Source organism: Pseudomonas trutticola BRTCR10, from assembly GCF_056155105.1.
This window is the reverse complement of record NZ_CM149552.1, coordinates 241,216-260,365: the sequence shown is the minus strand read 5'-3', so window position 1 is coordinate 260,365 and position 19,150 is coordinate 241,216. Positions and strand designations below refer to the sequence as shown.

At 60.6% G+C, this 19,150-nt stretch carries 19 protein-coding genes; 8 read left to right on the top strand and 11 right to left on the bottom strand.

All coding sequences use genetic code 11. The features are described 5' to 3' along the window. Positions 1–31: 31 nt before the first annotated feature. The gene (locus tag ACVVH8_RS01090; protein WP_315445199.1) at positions 32–952 is read right to left on the bottom strand and encodes a TauD/TfdA dioxygenase family protein; all 921 of its coding nucleotides are present in this window, start codon (positions 950–952) and stop codon (positions 32–34) included. Between the two features lie 181 nt (positions 953–1,133). Here ACVVH8_RS01090 and ACVVH8_RS01085 point away from each other — a divergent pair, with 181 nt between their 5' ends. Next, positions 1,134–2,054: a LysR family transcriptional regulator gene (locus tag ACVVH8_RS01085; protein WP_042557094.1), complete on the top strand. Its 921-nt coding sequence runs from the start codon at positions 1,134–1,136 to the stop codon at positions 2,052–2,054. 95 nt (positions 2,055–2,149) lie between these two features. On the opposite strand, the gene ACVVH8_RS01080 is transcribed toward ACVVH8_RS01085, so the two are convergent. Beyond that, on the bottom strand, positions 2,150–3,163 hold the full coding sequence (locus ACVVH8_RS01080; protein ID WP_103306453.1) for an ABC transporter substrate-binding protein: 1,014 nt from the start codon (positions 3,161–3,163) through the stop codon (positions 2,150–2,152). Between the two features lie 304 nt (positions 3,164–3,467). Between ACVVH8_RS01080 and ACVVH8_RS01075 the strand changes: the two genes are divergently transcribed. From ACVVH8_RS01075 to ACVVH8_RS01065, 3 genes are read left to right on the top strand one after another with little or no spacing between them, the layout of a single operon-like run. After that, on the top strand, positions 3,468–5,066 hold the full coding sequence (locus ACVVH8_RS01075) for an ABC transporter permease (protein WP_475228092.1): 1,599 nt from the start codon (positions 3,468–3,470) through the stop codon (positions 5,064–5,066). Then, entirely contained in the window at positions 5,063–5,878 is an 816-nt protein-coding gene (locus tag ACVVH8_RS01070; RefSeq protein ID WP_042557091.1) for an ABC transporter ATP-binding protein, read from the top strand. The genes ACVVH8_RS01075 and ACVVH8_RS01070 overlap by 4 nt, the downstream gene beginning before the upstream one ends. A 12-nt stretch (positions 5,879–5,890) precedes the next feature. Beyond that, positions 5,891–7,501 carry an arylsulfatase gene (locus ACVVH8_RS01065; RefSeq protein WP_475228090.1) on the top strand — a complete coding sequence of 537 codons (1,611 nt, stop codon included), beginning with the start codon at positions 5,891–5,893 and terminating at the stop codon, positions 7,499–7,501. Positions 7,502–7,630: 129 nt separating this feature from the next. On the opposite strand, the gene ACVVH8_RS01060 is transcribed toward ACVVH8_RS01065, so the two are convergent. Then, complete coding sequence (locus tag ACVVH8_RS01060; RefSeq protein WP_475228087.1) at positions 7,631–8,704, bottom strand: fatty acid desaturase; 1,074 nt, start codon at positions 8,702–8,704, stop codon at positions 7,631–7,633. Between the two features lie 100 nt (positions 8,705–8,804). Between ACVVH8_RS01060 and ACVVH8_RS01055 the strand changes: the two genes are divergently transcribed. Beyond that, complete coding sequence (locus tag ACVVH8_RS01055; RefSeq protein ID WP_475228083.1) at positions 8,805–9,809, top strand: AraC family transcriptional regulator; 1,005 nt, start codon at positions 8,805–8,807, stop codon at positions 9,807–9,809. A 131-nt stretch (positions 9,810–9,940) separates the two neighbouring features. Here the strand turns inward: ACVVH8_RS01055 and ACVVH8_RS01050 are convergent, their stop codons facing one another. Both ACVVH8_RS01050 and ACVVH8_RS01045 read right to left on the bottom strand, forming a co-directional pair. Beyond that, a complete protein-coding gene (locus tag ACVVH8_RS01050) occupies positions 9,941–11,326 on the bottom strand; it encodes a heavy metal sensor histidine kinase (RefSeq protein ID WP_475228080.1) in 1,386 nt (461 codons plus the stop codon). Then, positions 11,316–11,996, bottom strand: coding sequence for a heavy metal response regulator transcription factor (locus tag ACVVH8_RS01045; RefSeq protein WP_103306522.1), 681 nt, complete (start codon positions 11,994–11,996; stop codon positions 11,316–11,318). Before ACVVH8_RS01045 ends, ACVVH8_RS01050 begins: the two co-directional genes overlap by 11 nt. Before the next feature lie 136 nt (positions 11,997–12,132). On the opposite strand from ACVVH8_RS01045, the gene ACVVH8_RS01040 reads away from it, so the two are divergent. Both ACVVH8_RS01040 and uraH read left to right on the top strand, forming a co-directional pair. Next, positions 12,133–12,618 (top strand): GlcG/HbpS family heme-binding protein, encoded by a 486-nt coding sequence (locus ACVVH8_RS01040; protein WP_103306521.1) that lies wholly within the window; start codon positions 12,133–12,135, stop codon positions 12,616–12,618. Positions 12,619–12,629: 11 nt separating this feature from the next. Further along, complete coding sequence (gene uraH / locus ACVVH8_RS01035; RefSeq protein ID WP_213027198.1) at positions 12,630–13,040, top strand: hydroxyisourate hydrolase; 411 nt, start codon at positions 12,630–12,632, stop codon at positions 13,038–13,040. A gap of 272 nt (positions 13,041–13,312) precedes the next feature. Here uraH and ACVVH8_RS01030 read toward each other — a convergent pair whose 3' ends face one another. Next, positions 13,313–13,990 (bottom strand): Crp/Fnr family transcriptional regulator, encoded by a 678-nt coding sequence (locus ACVVH8_RS01030; protein ID WP_475228078.1) that lies wholly within the window; start codon positions 13,988–13,990, stop codon positions 13,313–13,315. A gap of 82 nt (positions 13,991–14,072) precedes the next feature. Between ACVVH8_RS01030 and ACVVH8_RS01025 the strand changes: the two genes are divergently transcribed. Then, a complete protein-coding gene (locus tag ACVVH8_RS01025; RefSeq protein WP_475228075.1) occupies positions 14,073–14,600 on the top strand; it encodes an Mpo1 family 2-hydroxy fatty acid dioxygenase in 528 nt (175 codons plus the stop codon). Positions 14,601–14,746: 146 nt separating this feature from the next. On the opposite strand, the gene ACVVH8_RS01020 is transcribed toward ACVVH8_RS01025, so the two are convergent. The 5 genes from ACVVH8_RS01020 to oscA form a co-directional block, all read right to left on the bottom strand. Next, a complete protein-coding gene (locus tag ACVVH8_RS01020) occupies positions 14,747–15,736 on the bottom strand; it encodes a sulfate/molybdate ABC transporter ATP-binding protein (protein WP_003220514.1) in 990 nt (329 codons plus the stop codon). Between the two features lie 3 nt (positions 15,737–15,739). Next, positions 15,740–16,612 (bottom strand): sulfate ABC transporter permease subunit CysW, encoded by an 873-nt coding sequence (gene cysW / locus ACVVH8_RS01015; protein ID WP_041477435.1) that lies wholly within the window; start codon positions 16,610–16,612, stop codon positions 15,740–15,742. Positions 16,613–16,625: 13 nt separating this feature from the next. Next, complete coding sequence (gene cysT / locus ACVVH8_RS01010; RefSeq protein WP_213027195.1) at positions 16,626–17,444, bottom strand: sulfate ABC transporter permease subunit CysT; 819 nt, start codon at positions 17,442–17,444, stop codon at positions 16,626–16,628. A 242-nt stretch (positions 17,445–17,686) separates the two neighbouring features. Continuing rightward, positions 17,687–18,700 carry a sulfate ABC transporter substrate-binding protein gene (locus ACVVH8_RS01005; RefSeq protein WP_103306516.1) on the bottom strand — a complete coding sequence of 338 codons (1,014 nt, stop codon included), beginning with the start codon at positions 18,698–18,700 and terminating at the stop codon, positions 17,687–17,689. Between the two features lie 138 nt (positions 18,701–18,838). Next, a complete protein-coding gene (oscA, locus tag ACVVH8_RS01000; RefSeq protein ID WP_034151822.1) occupies positions 18,839–19,021 on the bottom strand; it encodes a sulfur starvation response protein OscA in 183 nt (60 codons plus the stop codon). Positions 19,022–19,150: the final 129 nt, after the last annotated feature.

Here is a 19,150-nt window from a genome sequence, read left to right as displayed (position 1 = left end):
TGGGAGCTGGCTTGCCAGCGATGGGGCCAGATCAGACGCCGCCGATATCAGGGCCTTTGATGGTCTGACTACGCTGCCCCGAAACACCCACCGGCACCTCACCTTTCAACGTCACCCGGCGCACGATCCGATCCTGCGTGCCGTAGTCATCGATCGCGTAATGCTGCGTCGAACGGTTATCCCAGATCGCCACATCACCGGCCTTCCAGCGCCAGCGCACGGTGTTTTCCTGACGAATCACATGGCTCTGCAGCAACCCGAACAGGTGCGCCGAATCCGCTTGCGAGTAACCCTTGATGCGCTTGACGAAGTGCCCCAGCAACAAGCTCTTCTCACCACTGATCGGGTGTACGCGCACTACAGGATGCTCGGTTTCGTAAACGGTCGAAGTGAAGATCTTGCGATAGCGCTCAAGCTTCTCAGCCGAGACGTCAGGCTTGGCGCCGGCATAGTCGTATTCGTTGCTGTGCACGGCGACCAATTTGTCTGCCAGTTCACGCAGCTCGGTCGGCAGTTCGTTGTAGGCGGTCGCGGTGTTGGCCCACAGGGTGTCGCCACCGAAGGCCGGCGCCACCACCGAGCGCAGGATCGAGGCTTTCGGGTAGGCGTCGACGAAGGTCACGTCGGTGTGCCAGGAGTTGGCGCGCTGGCCTTCGGCACCGTCCAGTTCCAGCAGATAACGGGTGCCGTCACGCACCGGTACGGTCGGGTGCGCCACTGGCTCGCCAAGCAGATGGGCGAAGGCTTCCTGACGCTGATCGTCGAGCTGGGTTTGCTCACGGAAGAACACGACTTTGTACTGAATCAGTGCCTGTTGAATGGCTTCGACCGTGGCGGCGTCCAGCTCACCGGACAGGTGCACGCCACGGATCTCGGCGCCGATTCGGCCGGCCACCGGATGAATTTCCAGCGCGTGGACAGCGGGTTTTACAGCGAGTGCGGCATTGCTCATGGGTAGACCCTCATCGACTGCTTACGGTTGGACGGCAGCGAAACATCGCTCTATCTATATTCCATTTACATCTAATAGATATTCACATGCTTCGTTGACGGAATAAGAGCTTGCATTTAAAACCTCTACCAACCCTCGTCGCAAATGCCTTCGAGCTATTTTTAGGATGCCGGAAAAGCATATGGATCTTCGCCAGTTGCGCTATTTCATCGCCCTCAACGAACACCGCAGTTTTGTCCGTGCGGCGGACGCGATGGGCATCACCCAACCGGCGTTCAGCCGCAGCATTCAAGGGCTGGAGCAAGAGTTCGGTTGCGTGCTGGTGGATCGCGGCAACAAGGATCTGCGCCCCACGCCCGAAGGCCAGGTGGTGCTGCAACACGCGCTCAGCCTGGTGCAGGGCGCGGCGCTGCTCAGCGCGGAAGTGACACAGATGACCAAGCTCGATGCCGGCGAGGTGCACTTCGGTTGTGGTCCGGCGCCGGCGGTGAAACTGGTACCCGACGCGGTGGCGCAATTCATCAATGCGCACCCGAAAGTGCGCACCTGCTTTCAGGTGGATAACTGGGAAAAACTCAGCCGCGCCCTGAGTCGCGAAGAGATCGAATTTTTCATTGCCGACATCCGTCATTTCGAATCGGACCCGAACTTCCAGACCCAACCGCTGACGCCCAAGCGCGGGGTGTTTTTCTGCCGGCCGGGGCACCCGTTGCTGGCCAAGGAAAGCCTGTCGACCAACGACATGTTCGATTACCCGCTGGCGACCACATTGATCCCGCCGGGTATCCGCAAACTGCTGGCGAACCTCAGTGGCCGGATCGATTTCTCACCGACTATCGAGACCGAGCATTTTCCGGCACTGGTGAAGGTAGTGCTGCAATCGAATGCCATTGGCATCGGGACGGAGGAGGCGTTTTACGAGGACATTGCCCAGGGTTCGCTGGCGTTGTTGCACTGGCGCAATCTGCCGCAGAACCTCGAGAGCATGAATGCGCGCTGCGGGATTGTCAGTCGCACCGGGTTTCGCTTGTCGCCGGCAGCTAGAGCGATGATCGAGACGCTGGTGGCGGTGGATAAGCAGGAAATCAGCGTCGCCGTTTAGAGCGCTATCGCGAGCAGGCTCACTCCTACAAGGGAACGGATTCCAAATGTAGGAGTGAGCCTGCTCGCGATGGCGTCGGACCAAGCGCTAAAGATTCAGAGCTTGGCAGCCGCCAGCTCAGGCGCCACCCAATCATTCACCTTGAACGGCTTGCGAATCAGCTTCTGCTGCGCCGCCAGATCCACCTTGTCCTGCAAACTGCCAAGGAACACCGGATCCAGCGTCGACGGGAATATCTCGCTCAACTTCTGATCTTTCAGATCCTCGGTGAGGATCACCGGTGGATAACTCGCCAGTCCCGAGACCAACTGCACGTACGCAGCCTTGTTGCTGTCCTGGGTCAGCCATTCCACGGCCTGCTCTTGCGCCTTGAGCAGTTTGCTCACGGCCTCCGGATGCGCATCGACAAACTTGCCGCTGCCCACCAAGACCGACTGCACGCTGCCAGCACCGCCCAGATCCTTGGTGTTCAGCGGCAATTCGGCCAGGCCCTTGGTCTGCAACGCGGCCAGGCCGGAGCTACCCCACGACGCATCGATCTGCCTGGCCGCCAGTGCGGCAGTCGCGCCGGTGAAGTCGAGGTTGATCACCTTCAGATCCTTCTCGCTCAAGCCCTGGCTAGCCAACGCCGCATCGAACGACAGCTGCGTTGCGGTGCCGCGAAAGATCGCCACGCGCTTGCCTTTGAGGTCCTGCAAAGTCTTGATCCCCGAGCCCGGCACTACGCCCAGGTACTGCTTCACCCCCCGGGCACTGGCGCTAAGCAGCCGCGTATCAAGGCCGTTGGACTTGCCGATGATCGCCGCCAGATCACCCAGATATGCCAGATCGACCTGACCATTGGCGAACGCCTCGTTGATCACCGGCCCGGCCCCTTTGAAGAAACTCCACTGAACCTTGATGCCCTGTTCGGCGAAGGCCTTTTCGAAGATCTGCTGATCGCGCAATACGTCGACCACACCACCGCCGCTGTGCTGGGTGCCGGCGCTCAGGTCGGGCACGGCGATGCGGATTTCCTTGAGTTCGTCGGCATGGACGGTGAAGGCCAACAGGCCCGCCAGAGCCGGGGCGGCGAACAGACTGAAAACGCGTTTGAAGGGAAGGTTCATGGGTGCAGCTCCTGATCACGACGGGCGTTGAGGAGCCGAAAGTAGGCCGAAGGAGTACCTGCGCTTAAATACTATAAATTCACATTTTTATATCTTTTAGAGCTAAGCAAGCAGTTATAGGGCTTGCAGCGGCGTATGCATTAACAGCATCGAAAATATTCTTCGAATGCATTGGATGCGTATGGGCCAGAAGCCTTAAATGGCGTGGCTTATCTCCAAATAGATCAATAAACGAATTATATATAACCGTTAGTTTTAAGCTAATACCGCTAAAGATCGATCCAATCCGACAACGGAGGTCACCATGGCCCGTGAATCCTTGCTCAACTTGCCGCTGGCGGCTCCACCGCTCAAGCGTCAGCGCTCATGGCCAAGCCTGACCCAACGTGTACTGCCCTGGCTGCTGCCACTCAGCCTCTTCACCCTATGGTGGCTGGCAGCGCGCAATCACTGGATGAGCGAACAGATCCTGCCGGCGCCGTCACTGGTGTGGAACAGCGCAGTCGAACTGTCTCAGGGCGAGTTGTGGAGCCACTTGTGGATCAGCCTGCAACGGTTGTTCTGGGGATTACTGGCAGGGATCAGCGCCGGGGCGATTCTGGGGGCGGCACTGGGTTTCAGTCGCCGCCTCGAACGCTTGATCTTCCCGACCTTCGCCGGCCTCGCGCAAGTACCGACGCTGGCGTGGATTCCGCTGTTCATGGTGTTTTTCGGTATCGGCGAAGTGTTGAAACTGGTGGTGCTGATCAAAGCCATTGTGGTTCCGGTGACTTTGCACACACTGGTTGGCGTACGCGATGCGCAACCGAAACTGCGTGAAGCAGCCGCCGTACTGCGCCTGCCGTCGCATTTGCTGATTCGTCGTCTGGTGTTGCCTGCCGCCCTCCCCGCATTCATGGCCGGTGTACGTCTGGCGCTGGCCGCCGGCTGGACGTCGCTGCTGGCCGTCGAACTGCTCGCCTCCAGCGAAGGCATCGGTTACCTGATGGTCTGGGCACGGCAGCTGTTCATGCTCGACATCGTTTTCGTCTGCATCGTGGTCATCGGTCTGATCGGCGTCACGATGGATCGCGGCATCGGGCTGCTGGATAAAAAACTGGTGCACTGGCCGCACCCGGCCACTGCGGAAATCCGCCGAGGCCCGCGCTATGAAGGCTGGCAACGGCTGCAACCGTGGCTGCTGCCGCTGGGCTTGTTGGCGCTGTGGCAAGTAGCAAACGATCAGCAGTGGGTCGACGCCAATATTCTGGTGAGCCCGCTGGCCGTGCTCAACACCACGTGGGACGGCTTGCTCGACGGAACGCTGATCACCGGCATGGCCCTGAGCCTTGGGCGCACCCTTGGTGGTTTGCTGTTGGGCGGCGGAATTGGCTTCGCCCTCGGCCTGCTGTTGGGGCTGTCGCACCTCAGCGAACGCCTGCTCGGCCCGACACTCGCAGCCATTCGGCAGATCGCGATTTTCGCCTGGGTGCCATTGCTCACCGCCTGGTTCGGTCTGGGCGAGCTGTCGAAGTGGGTGTTCGTCGCTCTTGCCGCGTTCTTCCCGTTGTTCATCGCCACCCAACGCAGCGTCGCCAACCTTTCGCCGCAACTCAACGAAGCCGCGCAAGTGCTACGCCTGAGCCTCGGTCAGCGTCTGCGCCGACTGGTCCTGCCTGGAGCCGCTCCCGGGATTTTTGCCGGACTCAGATTGAGCCTGATCTACGCCTGGCTCGGCACCATCGGCGCCGAATATTTCATGCCGTCCAACGGCGGCATCGGCAGCCAGATGATCGGCGCCCAGCAACTGCTGCGCATGGACCTGATCATGGCCGGCATGCTCCTCGTCGGCCTGACCGGCGCCCTGCTCAACCTTATTGGCCAACGCCTGGAAATCCGCGCTACCCGCTGGAGACACGCATGAACGCACCGATTGTCAGCTTCAACCATGTAGGCAAATCCTTCGACGTCGACGGTTTCGAACTGGAGGCGATTCGCGAATTCAACCTGGACATCGCCGAGGGTGAATTCGTCGCCATCGTCGGCTCCAGCGGCTGTGGCAAATCCACGCTGTTGCGCTTACTCGTAGGCCTCGATACGCAGTTTCGCGGGCAGATCCGCGTGGATGGCAAAGCCGTCAGCGGCATCGGTGGCGAACGCGGCATCGTCTTTCAGGAACACCGCTTGTTTCCATGGCTGACCGTGGCCGACAACATCGGCCTCGGCTTGGTCAACGAGCCACTGAGCGCCGCAGACAAGCAACAACGCATCAACGACTTCATTGATCTGGTCGGCCTGCGCGATTTCACCCGCGCCTATCCTCATCAGCTCTCCGGCGGCATGGCGCAACGGGTGGCAATCGCTCGCGGCCTGGTCGCCAGCCCGCGGATTCTGCTGCTCGACGAGCCTTTCGGTGCGCTCGATGCGCTGACCCGTCAGCAGATGCAGGACGAGCTGTTGGCGATCCGTGCCCGCGCGAAAATCACCACGATCCTTGTCACCCACGATGTCGAAGAAGCGATTTTTCTGGCCGACCGCGTGGTGGTGATGGAGCCGCGTCCGGGGCGCATCAAGCAAGTGGTCGACATTGCCCTGGCGCATCCGCGTCAGCGCAGCAGTTTCGACTTCCATCAGTTGCGTGAAGAACTGCTGCACGAACTGACCAGTGACGACCATTACCAACCGAGCGTACCGGTGCAGATCCGCGATCTGCCGCTGTCGTTCATTGCTTGCTGAGAGGAGCTTTCGATGCCGCAACGCCCCAATTTTCTGGTGATCCTGGCCGACGATCTCGGCTTCTCCGACATCGGCGCCTTCGGCGGCGAAATCGCCACGCCGCACCTCGATGCACTGGCCAACAACGGCCTGCGCCTGACCGACTTTCACACCGCGCCGACGTGCTCGCCGACCCGCTCGATGCTGCTGACCGGCACCGATCATCACATTGCCGGCATCGGCACCATGGCCGAAACGCTGACGCCGGAGCTGATCGGCAAACCGGGTTACGAGGGTTATCTGAATGACCGCGTCGTGGCCCTCCCCGAGCTGCTGCGCGAGGCCGGTTATCAGACGTTGATGAGCGGCAAATGGCACCTCGGCCTGACCGCCGAACTGGCGCCCCATGCGCGGGGTTTCGAGCGCTCGTTCTCGCTGCTGCCAGGCGCGGCCAACCATTACGGTTTCGAGCCGACTTACGATGAGCAAACCCCCGGCCTGCTGAAATCCACGCCGGCGCTGTACATCGAGGACGACACGTTCATCGACGAATTGCCCAAGGATTTCTACTCGTCCGACGCCTTCGGCGACAAGCTGCTGCAGTACCTGAAGGAGCGCGACCAGACCCGGCCGTTCTTCGCTTACCTGCCGTTTTCCGCACCGCACTGGCCGTTGCAGGCACCGGCCGATATCGTTGAAAAATACCGTGGCCGCTACGATGCAGGCCCGGAAGTCTTGCGCCTCGAACGACTGGAAAAACTCAAGGCACTGGGGCTGATCGAAGCGGACGTCGAACCCCACCCGCTGGTCCAGCTGACCGCGCAATGGGATGCACTGAGCCCTGAGCAACAGCAGATTTCCGCGCGGGCGATGGAGGTCTACGCGGCGATGGTCGAACGCATGGACTGGAACATCGGCCGGGTCGTCGATTACCTGCGCCAGCAAGGTCAACTGGATAACACCTTCATCCTGTTCATGTCCGACAACGGCGCCGAGGGCGCGCTGCTTGAAGCGTTCCCGAAATTTGGTCCGGAGCTGGTGGCGTATCTGAGCCAGCACTACGACAACAGCCTCGACAACATCGGCCGGGCCAACTCCTACGTCTGGTACGGGCCGAACTGGGCGCAGGTGGCGACAGCGCCATCGCGGTTGTTCAAGGCGTTCACCACCGAAGGCGGGATTCGCGTGCCGGCGCTGCTGCACTATCCGCAACTCTCGCTCAAAGGGCAGATCAGTCATGGTTTCGGCACGGTGATGGACATCACCCCGACAATTCTTGATCTGGCCGGCGTGCGTCATCCGGGCAAGCAGTGGCACGGCAAACCGGTGGCGCCGTTGCGCGGTAAATCGTGGCTGGGCTTTTTGTCCGGCGAGACGGCGCAGGTGCATGACGAGCACACAGTGACGGGTTGGGAGTTGTTCGGGCGCCGGGCGATTCGCCAGGGTTCGTGGAAGGCGGTGTGGATCCCCGGGCCGGTGGGGCCGGCGACCTGGCAGCTTTATGATCTGGCCAGTGATCCGGGGGAGATTCATGATCTGGCGTTGAGTCAGCCAGACAAGCTCAGCACTTTGATCGGGCACTGGCAGCAGTATGTCGAGGAGACCGGGGTGATTTTGAGTGCTTCGCCGTTTCAGCCGGATTGAGGTTGCCTGAGATATCGCTATCGCTGGCAAGCCAGCTCCCACAAGGGGCGATGTCGTTCATAAATATTATGGACGACACAAAAAACTGTGGGAGCTGGCTTGCCAGCGATGAGGACCTGAACTCACCTATCAAGCCCGGGCAGTACGCACCTCTTCCTGCACCAGTTGATTCTTGCGAACAAACCGGTTCGCCCGCCCAAACGTGCCGAAATCATTGAACCGCACGCCCATCTCGCGCATCACCTTATGCGCCACTGGCACGGTCAGCTGACGAATATAAAACGGCTCCTTGACCACAAAATGATGAATCCCGTGGCTGCTGCCAAAGTTGAAGCAGAACGCCTGCAACGGCCACAACCACCACGGATTCAGCACCTGACACTGTTGCAGCACATTGCCCAACTCGACATCACCGTAGTAATGCATGTTCGAACTGATGAAATGCAGGCAGAACGTGCGCAATACGTTCGGGCCGATGATCACCACGGCGGCGATATCGATCACCTGCATCACCGACAACGTGGTCGCCGACCATTCAATCGGTGTCCCCAGCAAGTACGCGATGCCGTTCGCCGCATGGAAACCGAGAAACACATACCAAGCCCCCCAATGCACCAGCGCCAGCGGCGCGTAAACCTTGAGCGTGCGTTTGATAATGCTGAACTTGTGTGCCCAGGTCTTCGCCCGAAGCATGCGAATGAACGCCGACATCACGTTGTCACCGACCATCACCAGCCGCGCAAAACCCCACGGCTCGCCGTTGGTGATTGCGCGTTCTTCCATGTCGGTCTCGGTGCCGGAGACCTTGTGGTGATTGAGGTGCAGATGCCGGCGAATCCACGGGTTGATCGTGCTCGGCCGCGCCAGCCACACCAGGCCCATCATCAGGTTGTGCGGCACACGCTGCTTGCGGAAATACATGCTGTGGATCAGGTCGTGCTCCAGCTCATGGGTGAGCGAAGCGAAAAACGCATTGAGCAGCAGGCACACCCACCAGGCCATGTGGCCGCTGATGTACAGCGCCGCCGAGCCGATCATGCCAGCCAGGGCAAAGGCCAGAATCCCCGCGCCGAGGGCGTCCTGATGCTTGAGAAGCGGGTAGCGCTCGCGCAATTCGACGCCTTTGGCCAGCACCACTTCGCGAATATGCGCTGATCGCTGGGCAGCATTGTGTCGCTGGGGACTTGCAGAAGTACGGTCCATGCTTCCATCCTCTGGGTATTGATGTTCGCATCCTGCCTCGCAAGGGTTCGAATCGCGGTAGCCGAGTACGCCAACCTGTTGACCGGAAGCGCCAATCAGCATGAAGGAACCGACCTCCCTCGCCAGCTGGACCCGTGCCTTGCGCAAGCAACTCGACGCGCTGGGGCTGGACAGCACTGCCCTGTGCCAACAGGCCGGGCTCGACCCGGACTTGATGGACGATCCCAACGCGCGCTATCCGCTGTCCGGCACCACCCGCTTGTGGGCGCTTGCGGTGCAGTCCAGTGGTGATCCGGCCATCGGTCTGCGGGTGTCGCGGTTTGTCAGCCCGACCACGTTTCACGCGCTCGGCTATGCCCTGGTAGCCAGTGGCAGCCTGCGCGAAGTGTTCGAACGTATCGTGCGCTATCACCCGGTGGTCAGCGATGCGCTGGAACTGGACCTGAGCCGTGGCGATGACCGTTATCTGTTCCGTCTGAAAATTCCGTCAGGCAATCCCGCTCCCGCCTTCGAAGCCATCGACGCCTTCGCTGCAATCTACGTGCGTACCTGTCGCAATCGCCTCGGCCGTGATTACGCGCCACTGGCGGTTTACCTGCGCCGCCCTGAACCGAGCGACGCGCACCAATGGCATAAAGTCTTCCGCGCGCCGGTGCATTTCGCCGCCGTTGAAGATCGTCTGGAATTCGCCCTCGCCGACTTCGACAGCCACCTCGACGACGCCAACCCTGAGCTCGCTGAACACAACGAAGCGGTGCTCAAGCGCACCATGGCCCAGCTCAAACCGTTGACCTGGGAGCGCAAGGTGCGCGACGCCATCGAAGAACAACTGCCGGAAGGCGAACCCAGCGCCGAGCGCATTGCCCAGGCCTTGCACCTGAGCCTGCGCAGCCTGCAACGGCATCTGGCCGATGAAGGTTGTCGCTTCGACACGCTGCTCAACGAAAGCCGTGAGAACCTCGCGCTGCTGCATCTGCGTGATCCGCACTGTTCGTTGAGTGAGGTCAGCTATCTGCTGGGCTTTGCCGACACCAGCAGCTTCAGCCGCGCGTTCAAGCGCTGGACGGGGATGACGCCGGGGCAGTTTCGCGATCAGTTGCGCTGACTGATCCGGAATTTTCACCGGTTCAACTGGCCTCTTCGCGGGCAAGCCCGCTCCCACAGGGTTTGGGGTGCACAGAAATCCGTGTCACACCTTGACCACTGTGGGAGCGGGCTTGCCCGCGAAGTTGGCAGTCAGTCCACCACAAACCCCAGCTCAAACACCGTGCCCGAGGCATCACTGCTGACCCGCACCTGCCCGCCATGCAAGTGCATGATCGACTGCACGATTGCCAGTCCCAGGCCTCCGGAGTCCCCGGGTTCAGCGCGGGCCGGATCGACGCGGTAGAAGCGGTCGAACAATTTGCCCAGATGCTCGTGCGCGATGGCCGGGCCATGGTTGTGAATCTGCAACCAGCACACGCCTGCCTCATCGTGCCGGCGCAGGCTGATCGAGGTGCCGGGGTCAGCGTGGCGCACGGCGTTGGCCAGCAGATTGCCGAGGGCGCGTTGCAGCAGTTGCTGATCGGCGCGGAGTTCGCCGTGCAAATGGTTTTCCAGCCGCAGATCGCGGTCGTCGGCCAAGGCTTCAAAGTAATCGCACAGTTCACTGCCAACGCTTTGCAGCTCCAGCGTTTGCAGGTTGAGCGCTCGCTCGGCCTGTTCGGCACGGGCGAGGAACATCAGGTTTTCCGCCATGCGCTTGAGCCGTTCGAACTCTTCCATGTTCGAGGCTAGCACTTCCTGATATTCCGCCGTGCTGCGCGGGTGGTTCAGCGCCTGACCGTTGCTGGCGAGCAAGGTGTGCAGCGGCGTGCGGATCTCGTGGGCGAGGTCGGCGGAGAACTGCGACAAGCGCTGCACACTGTCGTCCAGACGCGCCAGCATGCCGTTGAGCGCTTGCACCGGTTCGAGCAGTTCTGCCGGGGTGCCGGCGGCGGGCAAACGCTGATCGAGACTGCGCAGGTCGATGCCGCGCACGGCTTCGCTCAATTGCCTTAGCGGTTGCAGACCACGGCGCAGCAATACCAGCCCCAAGGCAAATGCCAATATCGCGCCGAGCCCGACCGAGAGGTACAAACGCAGGCGATAACTGCTGAGCATCTGCTCACGCTCGCTCAGCACTTTGCCGGCGATCACGGTCAGCGGTTCGCCGTTCGGTCCCTGCGCTTCACCGGACAACAGCGCCAGTTCTGCACCGTCCGCCGCTTGCCAGCTCAGCACATCGCGGCGCTGCGGCGTTTGCTCGCGCGGGATCGCCTTCAACGTCGGCAAATCGCGCTGGCGCGGGTTGATGCCGATCACACTCGAACCATCGGCCCGACGCACCAGCAGCAGGCTGTCGAGATTACCGAGCATGTTCTGGTACAGCCGTGGCCGCGCCTGCAAGGCATCAAGGCTGTCGCTGTCGGCGAGCAAGGCGCGCACCTGCTCCAGTCGCCCAAGCAGGGCCATGTCGTCGCGATAAACGATTTCGGCGGCGAGCGAGCGGTAGAGAAATACACCAATCGCGCTCAGGACCAAGGCGCAGACCAGTGCGAACGCCAGCGCCAGGCGCCAGGCGATCGACCTAGAGCGCATCGTCCGGCGCTTCCAGTTGATAGCCGACACCGCGCACGGTGTGGATCAGTTTCGGCATGTACGGATCATCGACCTTCGAGCGCAAGCGGCGCACCGCGACTTCGACCATGTTGGTGTCACTGTCGAAATTCAGGTTCCACACTTGCGAGGCGATCAGCGTGCGCGACAACACTTCGCCCTGACGACTGGCGAGCAGGTGCAACAGGGCGAACTCCTTGTTGGTCAGCGATATACGCTGGCCACCGCGACTGACGCGACGGCGCAGCACATCGATTTCCAGATCGGCAATGTTGTACGACTCGGCCTCGCGCATCGGCCCGCGTCGCAACAGCGTGCGCACCCGCGCGAGCAATTCGGCGAAGGCGAAAGGTTTGAGCAAATAGTCGTCGGCACCCAGCTCGAGGCCGCGCACGCGGTCTTCGATGGCGTCTTTGGCGGTCAGGAACAAAACCGGCGTAGCACCGCGCTGGCGGATCAGTTGCAGCAATTGCCAGCCATTGAGGCCCGGCAGCATCACATCGAGGATGATCAGGTCGTATTCCTGCTGCTCAATGAAATAGCGCCCATCGAGGCCGTTGAGTGCCACATCCACGGCAAATCCGGACTCGCCCAGGCCCTTGGCAAGGAAATTGGCGGTTTTGGCTTCATCTTCTACGACCAGCAAACGCATGGCACACCTCGATGATCAGGCACACAGGCTAGGCGCCTTCGGCGACGTTGCCCATTACAAACTTGTAATCCGGCTGACGAGATTCTGACGAAGTGGCGCCGCTAAGGTGGCGTCCTTCGTTTTTGGAGCCTGTCCCATGACCGTCAAATACCTTCTGGCCAGCTTGGCCATCGGCCTGAGCACCAGCGTTTTCGCCAGCCCCGAACTGCCGCGTCACGCCGATCTTGATCTGAAAACCGCCCGCCTGCTGGCCGATACGGCCATGAACAACTGCACTGGCACCGTGTCGGTACTCGACCGCGGCGGCAACCTGTTGGTGACCCTGCGCGGCGACGGTGTCGGCCCGCACAACACCGCTGCCAGTCAACGCAAGGCCTATACCGCGCTGTCGACGAAGACCCCGACCCGATTGTTCGCCGAGCGCGCCCGCAGCAACCCGGAAACCGCCAACCTCAACACCCTCGACGAGTTGCTGTTGCTCGGCGGCGGCATTCCGCTGTTCGCCGGCAACGAGTTGGTCGGCGCCATGGGCGTGGCCGGCTCCGGCGGCGGTGAGCAAGATGAAAACTGTGCGATCACGGCTGCCGAGAAAACCGGTCTGGCCACCACCCGTTCCCAATAAGGAGATTCATCATGACGCCATTGCGCATGACCCTCGCCGCGCTCGGCCTGAGCGCTTTCTCAAGCCTGGCACTGGCCGCCGGCAACCCGCTGAGCGTACACGTGCTCAATCTGGAAAACGGCCTGCCTTCGCCTGGCATTAACGTGACACTGGAAAAGCACGTCGGCCAGAACTGGCAGCCGTTGGCTCAAGGCACCACCAATGAACAAGGACGCATCGCCGAACTGTTCCCGGCCAAACAGCCTTTTGAGGCGGGTGAGTATCGAGTGGTGTTCAAGACCGGTGAGTATTTCAACAAGATCAAGCACGACACGTTCTTCCCGGAAATCCCGGTGATTTTTGAAGTGAAGCAGACCGACCAGCATTACCACATCCCGCTGCTGCTCAGCCCTTACGGTTTCTCGACTTATCGCGGTTCGTAAGCCCCCACACAAATCCTCTGTAGGAGTGAGCCTGCTCGCGATAGCGGTGTATCAGTCAGCCATTGCCTGACTGACAGATTGCTATCGCGAGCAGGCTCACTCCTACAGGTTCTGTGCTTTGCCTCAGATGTCATGGAGAGCCGAAACCCTGTGGGAGCCTGGCTTGCCAGCGATGGCGTCCGTTCAGCAGACATTGATTTCGGCTGATGCACCGCTATCGCTGGCAAGCCAGCTCCCACAGGTTCGTGGTGTCTGGATTGGGTGTTTTTATCTTAGATTGTGGCCAAGGTGCGCAATCGCGTGGCATCGAGGATCTCGATCTCGCCGTACCCCAAGCCAATGATCCCCTGCCCCTGCAAGTCCTTGAGAATCTGGTTGGTGGTCTGCCGTGACAGCGACAGCATCGACGCCAATTGTTCCTGCGGCAGTTGCAGCACCCGACGGGGCGGATCGAGTTCGCCGTAGCCTTCGGCGATCATCAGCAAGCGATGGGCCAGACGTGCCGGGGCTGGCAGCAGGCTCAGTTGTTCAAGATTGATAAACGTCAGGCGCAGCTTGTGGCTCATCAACAGCGCCAGATGTCGCCAATACACCGGGTGTTCATCGAGCAATTTCAGCAACGTCGCCTGCGGGATATTCAATAGCGTACACGGCCCCACAGCATAGGCGTCATGGGTGCGCGGCTGGCCGTCGAACAGGCAGATTTCACCAAACCAGTGCGGCGCCTCGACCAGACTCAGCAGCGCTTCCTTGCCCTGCTCGCTCACCGCGCCAATACGCATGGCGCCATCGAGCACCGCGTACAGGCCGCACGGTGGATCGCCACGCTGAAACAACCGCTGCCCCGCCGTCAGCTGCCGCTCCCGGGCCGCCGCCAGCAGACTATCCTGAAAGGACGCAGGCAAATGACTGAACCACTGGCCGGTCAGCAGCCGCGAACGCTTATCCATGAACACTCCTAATTGTCGCCTGCCTGACAGAGCGAACGCTGAATCCGGGGCATGCTGCGATCACCCTACAGGAGGAACAACAATGAAAAGCCTCGTCGATCATCTGAGTCAATACGCCGCCTACCACCGCGACCCACGCAACATTGCCAGCCACTTTATCGGTATTCCGCTGATTGTGGTGGCGGTCGCGGTGCTGTTGTCGCGTCCCGAATGGGCGTTGGGGGGGTTGTGGATATCCCCGGCCGTGGTGCTGGCGCTGGCCTCGGCATGGTTTTACCTGCGCCTGGAAGTGAAGCTTGGCGTGCTGATGACTGTGCTGATGGGCTTGTCGGTCTGGGCCGGGCATGTGCTGGCGCAGCAAAGCACTCTGGTCTGGCTGAGCAGTGGCCTGGCGATGTTCGTGATCGGTTGGGTGATCCAGTTTGTCGGGCATCACTACGAGGGGCGCAAGCCGGCGTTTGTCGATGACGTGAGCGGGTTGATTGTCGGGCCGTTGTTTGTGGTGACCGAGTTGGCGTTCCTGCTCGGGATGCGCCATGAGTTGAAAGAGCAGATCGAGGCGCGGGCGGGAGTGGTGCGGGTCAATCCGAATCGCAAAGCGGCGGCTTAGGCCGCTTAAAAGATCGCAGCCTGCGGCAGCTCCGACATCCGCTCGTTCCCACGCTCTGCGTGGGAACGCCGCCATGGACGCTCTGCGTCCACTGTGACGCGGAGCGTCACGGGATGCATTCCCACGCAGAGCGTGGGAACGATCAGTTAAAGGCTGGCGACTTTCTGCCAGACCTTCGGTTTGAAGAACAGCGTTTCGCCCTTCGCCAGGCCGATCAGGCTGTCGTGGTCTTTCACCACTTCGGCTTCGATCAGATCGGTCTGCCCTTCTACCTTCAACGTCACCCGCGTGGTCGCGCCCAACGGGCGGATATCACGCACTTCAGCGGCATGGTGATCTTCCAGCTCATGCTTGGACAACGACACTTCGTGCGGACGGAACAGCACGTGGTTGTCGTCGCTGAGCAGCAAGCGGTTGGAATCTCCGAGGAAGTGATAAACGAAATCGCTGGCCGGGTTTTCGTAGACGTCGCCCGGTGAGCCGATCTGTTCGATCACGCCTTTGTTCATCACCACGATGCGGTCGGCGACTTCCATCGCTTCTTCCTGGTCGTGGGTCACGAACACCGACGTCAGGTTGATGTCTTCGTGCAGACGAGCGAGCCAGCGACGCAGCTCTTTGCGCACCTTGGCGTCGAGGGCGCCGAACGGCTCGTCGAGCAGCAGCACTTTCGGCTCGACCGCCAGGGCTCGGGCCAGCGCAATACGCTGACGCTGACCGCCGGACAACTGCTCCGGGTAGCGATCCGACAGCCAGTCCAGTTGCACCATGTTCAGCAGCTCATGCACCTTGGTCGCGATCTGGCTTTCGCTCGGGCGCTGGTTTTTCGGTTTCATGCGCAGGCCGAACGCGACGTTGTCGAACACCGTCATATGCCGGAACAGCGCGTAGTGCTGGAACACGAAACCGACGTTGCGATCACGCACGTCGTGGCCGGAAACGTCTTCACCGTGAAAGACGATGTTGCCCTGATCCGGGGTTTCCAGACCGGCAATAATCCGCAGCAAGGTGGTTTTGCCGCAGCCCGACGGGCCGAGCAGCGCCACCAGCTCACCGCTGTGGATGTCCAGGCTGATGTTGTCCAGCGCCTTGAACGCGTTGAAATTCTTGCTGACGTTACGCACTTCGATCGACATGAATTATTCCTCCGCGGCGCTGGCGCGCAGGCGGTTGATACGGTTTTCGCTCCACTGCTTGAGCAGCAGGATGAAGAGCGCCAGGATCAGCAACAGGCTCGCCACAGCGAACGCGGCCACGTGGTTGTATTCGTTGTAGAGGATCTCGACGTGCAGCGGCAAGGTGTTGGTCACCCCGCGAATGTGCCCGGAGACCACCGACACCGCACCGAATTCACCCATGGCCCGCGCAGTACACAACACCACGCCATAGATCAGGCCCCACTTGATGTTGGGTACGGTCACGTGCCAGAACATCTGCCAGCCGTTGGCGCCGAGCAAGCGTGCGGCTTCCTCTTCCTGCGTGCCTTGTTCCTGCATCAGAGGAATCAGCTCGCGGGCCACGAACGGCACGGTAACGAAAATCGTCGCCAGCACGATGCCCGGCAGGGCAAAAACGATCTGGATGTCGTGATCCTGCAACCACGGCCCGAACAGGCCCTGAGCGCCGAACATCAACACATAGACCAGGCCGGCGATTACCGGCGATACCGAGAACGGCAGGTCGATCAGCGTCACCAGCATGCTCTTGCCGCGGAATGAATACTTGCTCACGCACCACGCAGCGCTGACGCCGAACACCAGGTTCAGCGGTACCGAAATCAGCACGGCGAACACCGTGAGTTTCAGCGCCGACAGGGCGTCCGGCTCAAAGATAGCCGTGAAGAATGCGCCGAGGCCATTCTTCAAGCCTTGCGAGACGACGATGAACAGCGGCAGCAGCAGAAACAGGAAAAAGATCAGCCAGCCAAGGCCGATCAGGACCCTGCGCGAAGTCGCACTGCCACGGCGCGCAGCGTTGGCCGAAGAGGCGGCCGCAATAGACGATTGGGACATGGTTCGCGCCTCCTTATGGGGTTTCGATGCGCCGCTGCAGCAAGTTGATCAGCAGCAACAGGACGAAGGAAACCACCAGCATCAGCACGCCGATGGCGGTAGCGCCGGTGTAATCGTACTGGTCGAGTTTGACCATGATCAGCAGCGGCAGGATCTCGGTTTTCATCGGCATGTTGCCGGCGATGAAAATCACCGAACCGTACTCGCCGACGCCACGGGCAAAAGCCAGGGCGAAACCGGTCAGCCAGGCGGGCAACAGCGCCGGCACCAGAATGTGGCGGAACACTTGCAGCGGTTTGGCACCGAGGCACGCGGCGGCTTCTTCGACTTCACGGGGAATGTCGGCCAGCACCGGTTGCACCGTGCGCACCACGAACGGCAGGGTCACGAAGGTCAGCGCGAGGGTGATGCCCAGCGGCGTGTAGGCAATCTTGAAACCGAGGTCGGCGGCGAACTGCCCGACCAGACCGGTCGGCGTGTACAGCGCGGTCAGGGCAATACCGGCGACGGCCGTCGGCAGCGCGAACGGCAGGTCGATCATCGCGTCGATGACCTTGCGCCCCGGGAACGTGTAGCGCACCAGCACCCACGCCAACAACGTACCGATAATGCCGTTGATGATCGCCGCACACAGCGCGGTGCCGAAGCTCAGCTTCAATGCGGCCAATACGCGCGGTGCGGAGATGATCGTCCAGAACTGTTCCCAGGTGAGTTGGGCGGCGTGGACGAACATCGCCGCCAGCGGGATTAGCACAATCAGGCTGAGGTACACCAAGGTGTAACCCAGCGTCAGCCCGAAGCCGGGTATGACGGGGGAGATACGACGCGACATAAAAGTCCTTGGTTAAAAAGCATTCCGCTGAACGCATCAATGTGGGAGCAAGCCCTGTGGTGAGGTGATTTATCCCCGATCGACTGCGAAGCAGTCGCAAAACCATTAAATGCGGTCTAACTGATCAACCGTAATCTTTGATTTCGGGGCTGCTTCGCAACCCATCGGGGATAAATCCCCTCACCACAAAAACTCACTCCCACATCTCAAGTGCCTGAACTTCAGGCTCATTGTGATTCAGATTACTGCGCCTGATAAATCTGGTCGAACACGCCACCGTCGTTGAAGAACTTCGGTTGCGCGGTTTTCCAGCCGCCGAAGTCCTTGTCGATGGTCACCAGGTCCAGTTTCGGGAACTGCTGGGCGTACTTCGCCGCCACGTCCTTGTCACGCGGGCGGTAGAAGTTCTTCGCGGCAATTTCCTGACCGGCCGGGCTGTACAGGTGCTTGAGGTAGGCTTCGGCGATCTGCTCGTTGCCCTTCTTCTCGGCGTTCTTGTCGACCACGGCCACTGGCGGCTCGGCGAGGATCGACAGCGACGGCACGACGATGTCGAACTTGTCGGCGCCGCCATCTTCTTTCAGTGCCAGGAACGCTTCGTTTTCCCAAGCCAGCAACACATCGCCCTGACCGTTGTTGACGAACGTGATGGTCGAGCCACGAGCGCCGGTGTCCAGCACAGGTACGTGTTTAAACAGGGTCTGCACGTACTCTTTGGCTTTCTCTTCACTGCCGCCGTTGGCTTTCAGGCCGTAGGCCCAGGCGGCGAGGAAGTTCCAGCGCGCACCGCCGGAGGTTTTCGGGTTCGGCGTGATCACCGAGACGTCGTTCTTGACCAGGTCGCCCCAGTCCTTGATGCCTTTCGGGTTGCCCTTGCGCACCAGGAACACGATGGTCGAAGTGTACGGGGTGCTGGCGTCCGGCAGACGCTTCTGCCAGTCGGCTGGCAGGGTCTTGCCGAGTTTGGCGATTTCGTCGATGTCGCCGGCCAGCGCCAGGGTCACGACGTCGGCACGCAGGCCGTCGATCACAGCGCGGCCCTGTTTGCCGGAACCGCCATGGGACTGCTGGATTTTCACGGTGTCGCCGGCATGATCCTTCTGCCAGAACTTGATGAATTCGGCGTTGTAGTCCTGATACAGCTCGCGCGTCGGGTCATACGACACGTTGAGCAGTTCGTAATCCTTGGCAACCGCGGAACCGGCAAACACAGCACTGGCCAGCGCGGCCAAAGCGTAACGGCGAATCGACGACATGGTGAAAGCTCCTGGAATTCTTGGTGGTGGCTTTTTCTTATGTACTGCTGGAATCGGGTTGCCCGCTGGTAAAAGATCGCAGCCTTCGGCAGCTCCTGCCCACAGCCCCCTGCAGGAGCTGCCGCAGGCTGCGATCTTTCAGCCCGGTTGTTTGCCGGGTTGCTGCAAACGGAATTTCTCTTTGCGTTCGATCTGGACGACTTGCGCGTTGTGCACAGTGATCTCCACCGCGCCGAAACGCAGATCGCGCAGGGCGCTCTGGATTTCACGCAAGATGGTGGTTTCGTCCTGACCGTCAACGCTGCGAAGGGATGCGCTCATGGTGCTGCTCCTTTGAATGGGATATGCCTGGCAGTGGGCGGCACTGCGTTCGGCGTGGGAGCAATATAAGAGAGGCGCGGATATTCTTAAAAAGACTATTTAAGAATGTTTATATAACTAGAAAACATT

Bases quoted from the DNA above. Each gene is read 5' to 3' on its own strand.
- ACVVH8_RS01090 (WP_315445199.1), bottom strand. From the start codon at position 952: ATGAGCAATGCCGCACTCGCTGTAAAACCCGCTGTCCACGCGCTGGAA.
- ACVVH8_RS01070 (WP_042557091.1), top strand. From the start codon at position 5,063: ATGAACGCACCGATTGTCAGCTTCAACCATGTAGGCAAATCCTTCGAC.
- cysT (WP_213027195.1), bottom strand. From the start codon at position 17,444: ATGTCGCGTCGTATCTCCCCCGTCATACCCGGCTTCGGGCTGACGCTG.
- cysW (WP_041477435.1), bottom strand. From the start codon at position 16,612: ATGTCCCAATCGTCTATTGCGGCCGCCTCTTCGGCCAACGCTGCGCGC.
- ACVVH8_RS01040 (WP_103306521.1), top strand. From the start codon at position 12,133: ATGACCGTCAAATACCTTCTGGCCAGCTTGGCCATCGGCCTGAGCACC.
- ACVVH8_RS01005 (WP_103306516.1), bottom strand. From the start codon at position 18,700: ATGTCGTCGATTCGCCGTTACGCTTTGGCCGCGCTGGCCAGTGCTGTG.
- ACVVH8_RS01075 (WP_475228092.1), top strand. From the start codon at position 3,468: ATGGCCCGTGAATCCTTGCTCAACTTGCCGCTGGCGGCTCCACCGCTC.
- ACVVH8_RS01045 (WP_103306522.1), bottom strand. From the start codon at position 11,996: ATGCGTTTGCTGGTCGTAGAAGATGAAGCCAAAACCGCCAATTTCCTT.
- ACVVH8_RS01020 (WP_003220514.1), bottom strand. From the start codon at position 15,736: ATGTCGATCGAAGTGCGTAACGTCAGCAAGAATTTCAACGCGTTCAAG.
- ACVVH8_RS01050 (WP_475228080.1), bottom strand. From the start codon at position 11,326: ATGCGCTCTAGGTCGATCGCCTGGCGCCTGGCGCTGGCGTTCGCACTG.
- ACVVH8_RS01060 (WP_475228087.1), bottom strand. From the start codon at position 8,704: ATGGACCGTACTTCTGCAAGTCCCCAGCGACACAATGCTGCCCAGCGA.
- oscA (WP_034151822.1), bottom strand. From the start codon at position 19,021: ATGAGCGCATCCCTTCGCAGCGTTGACGGTCAGGACGAAACCACCATC.
- ACVVH8_RS01065 (WP_475228090.1), top strand. From the start codon at position 5,891: ATGCCGCAACGCCCCAATTTTCTGGTGATCCTGGCCGACGATCTCGGC.
- ACVVH8_RS01025 (WP_475228075.1), top strand. From the start codon at position 14,073: ATGAAAAGCCTCGTCGATCATCTGAGTCAATACGCCGCCTACCACCGC.
- ACVVH8_RS01080 (WP_103306453.1), bottom strand. From the start codon at position 3,163: ATGAACCTTCCCTTCAAACGCGTTTTCAGTCTGTTCGCCGCCCCGGCT.
- ACVVH8_RS01030 (WP_475228078.1), bottom strand. From the start codon at position 13,990: ATGGATAAGCGTTCGCGGCTGCTGACCGGCCAGTGGTTCAGTCATTTG.
- ACVVH8_RS01055 (WP_475228083.1), top strand. From the start codon at position 8,805: ATGAAGGAACCGACCTCCCTCGCCAGCTGGACCCGTGCCTTGCGCAAG.
- ACVVH8_RS01085 (WP_042557094.1), top strand. From the start codon at position 1,134: ATGGATCTTCGCCAGTTGCGCTATTTCATCGCCCTCAACGAACACCGC.
- uraH (WP_213027198.1), top strand. From the start codon at position 12,630: ATGACGCCATTGCGCATGACCCTCGCCGCGCTCGGCCTGAGCGCTTTC.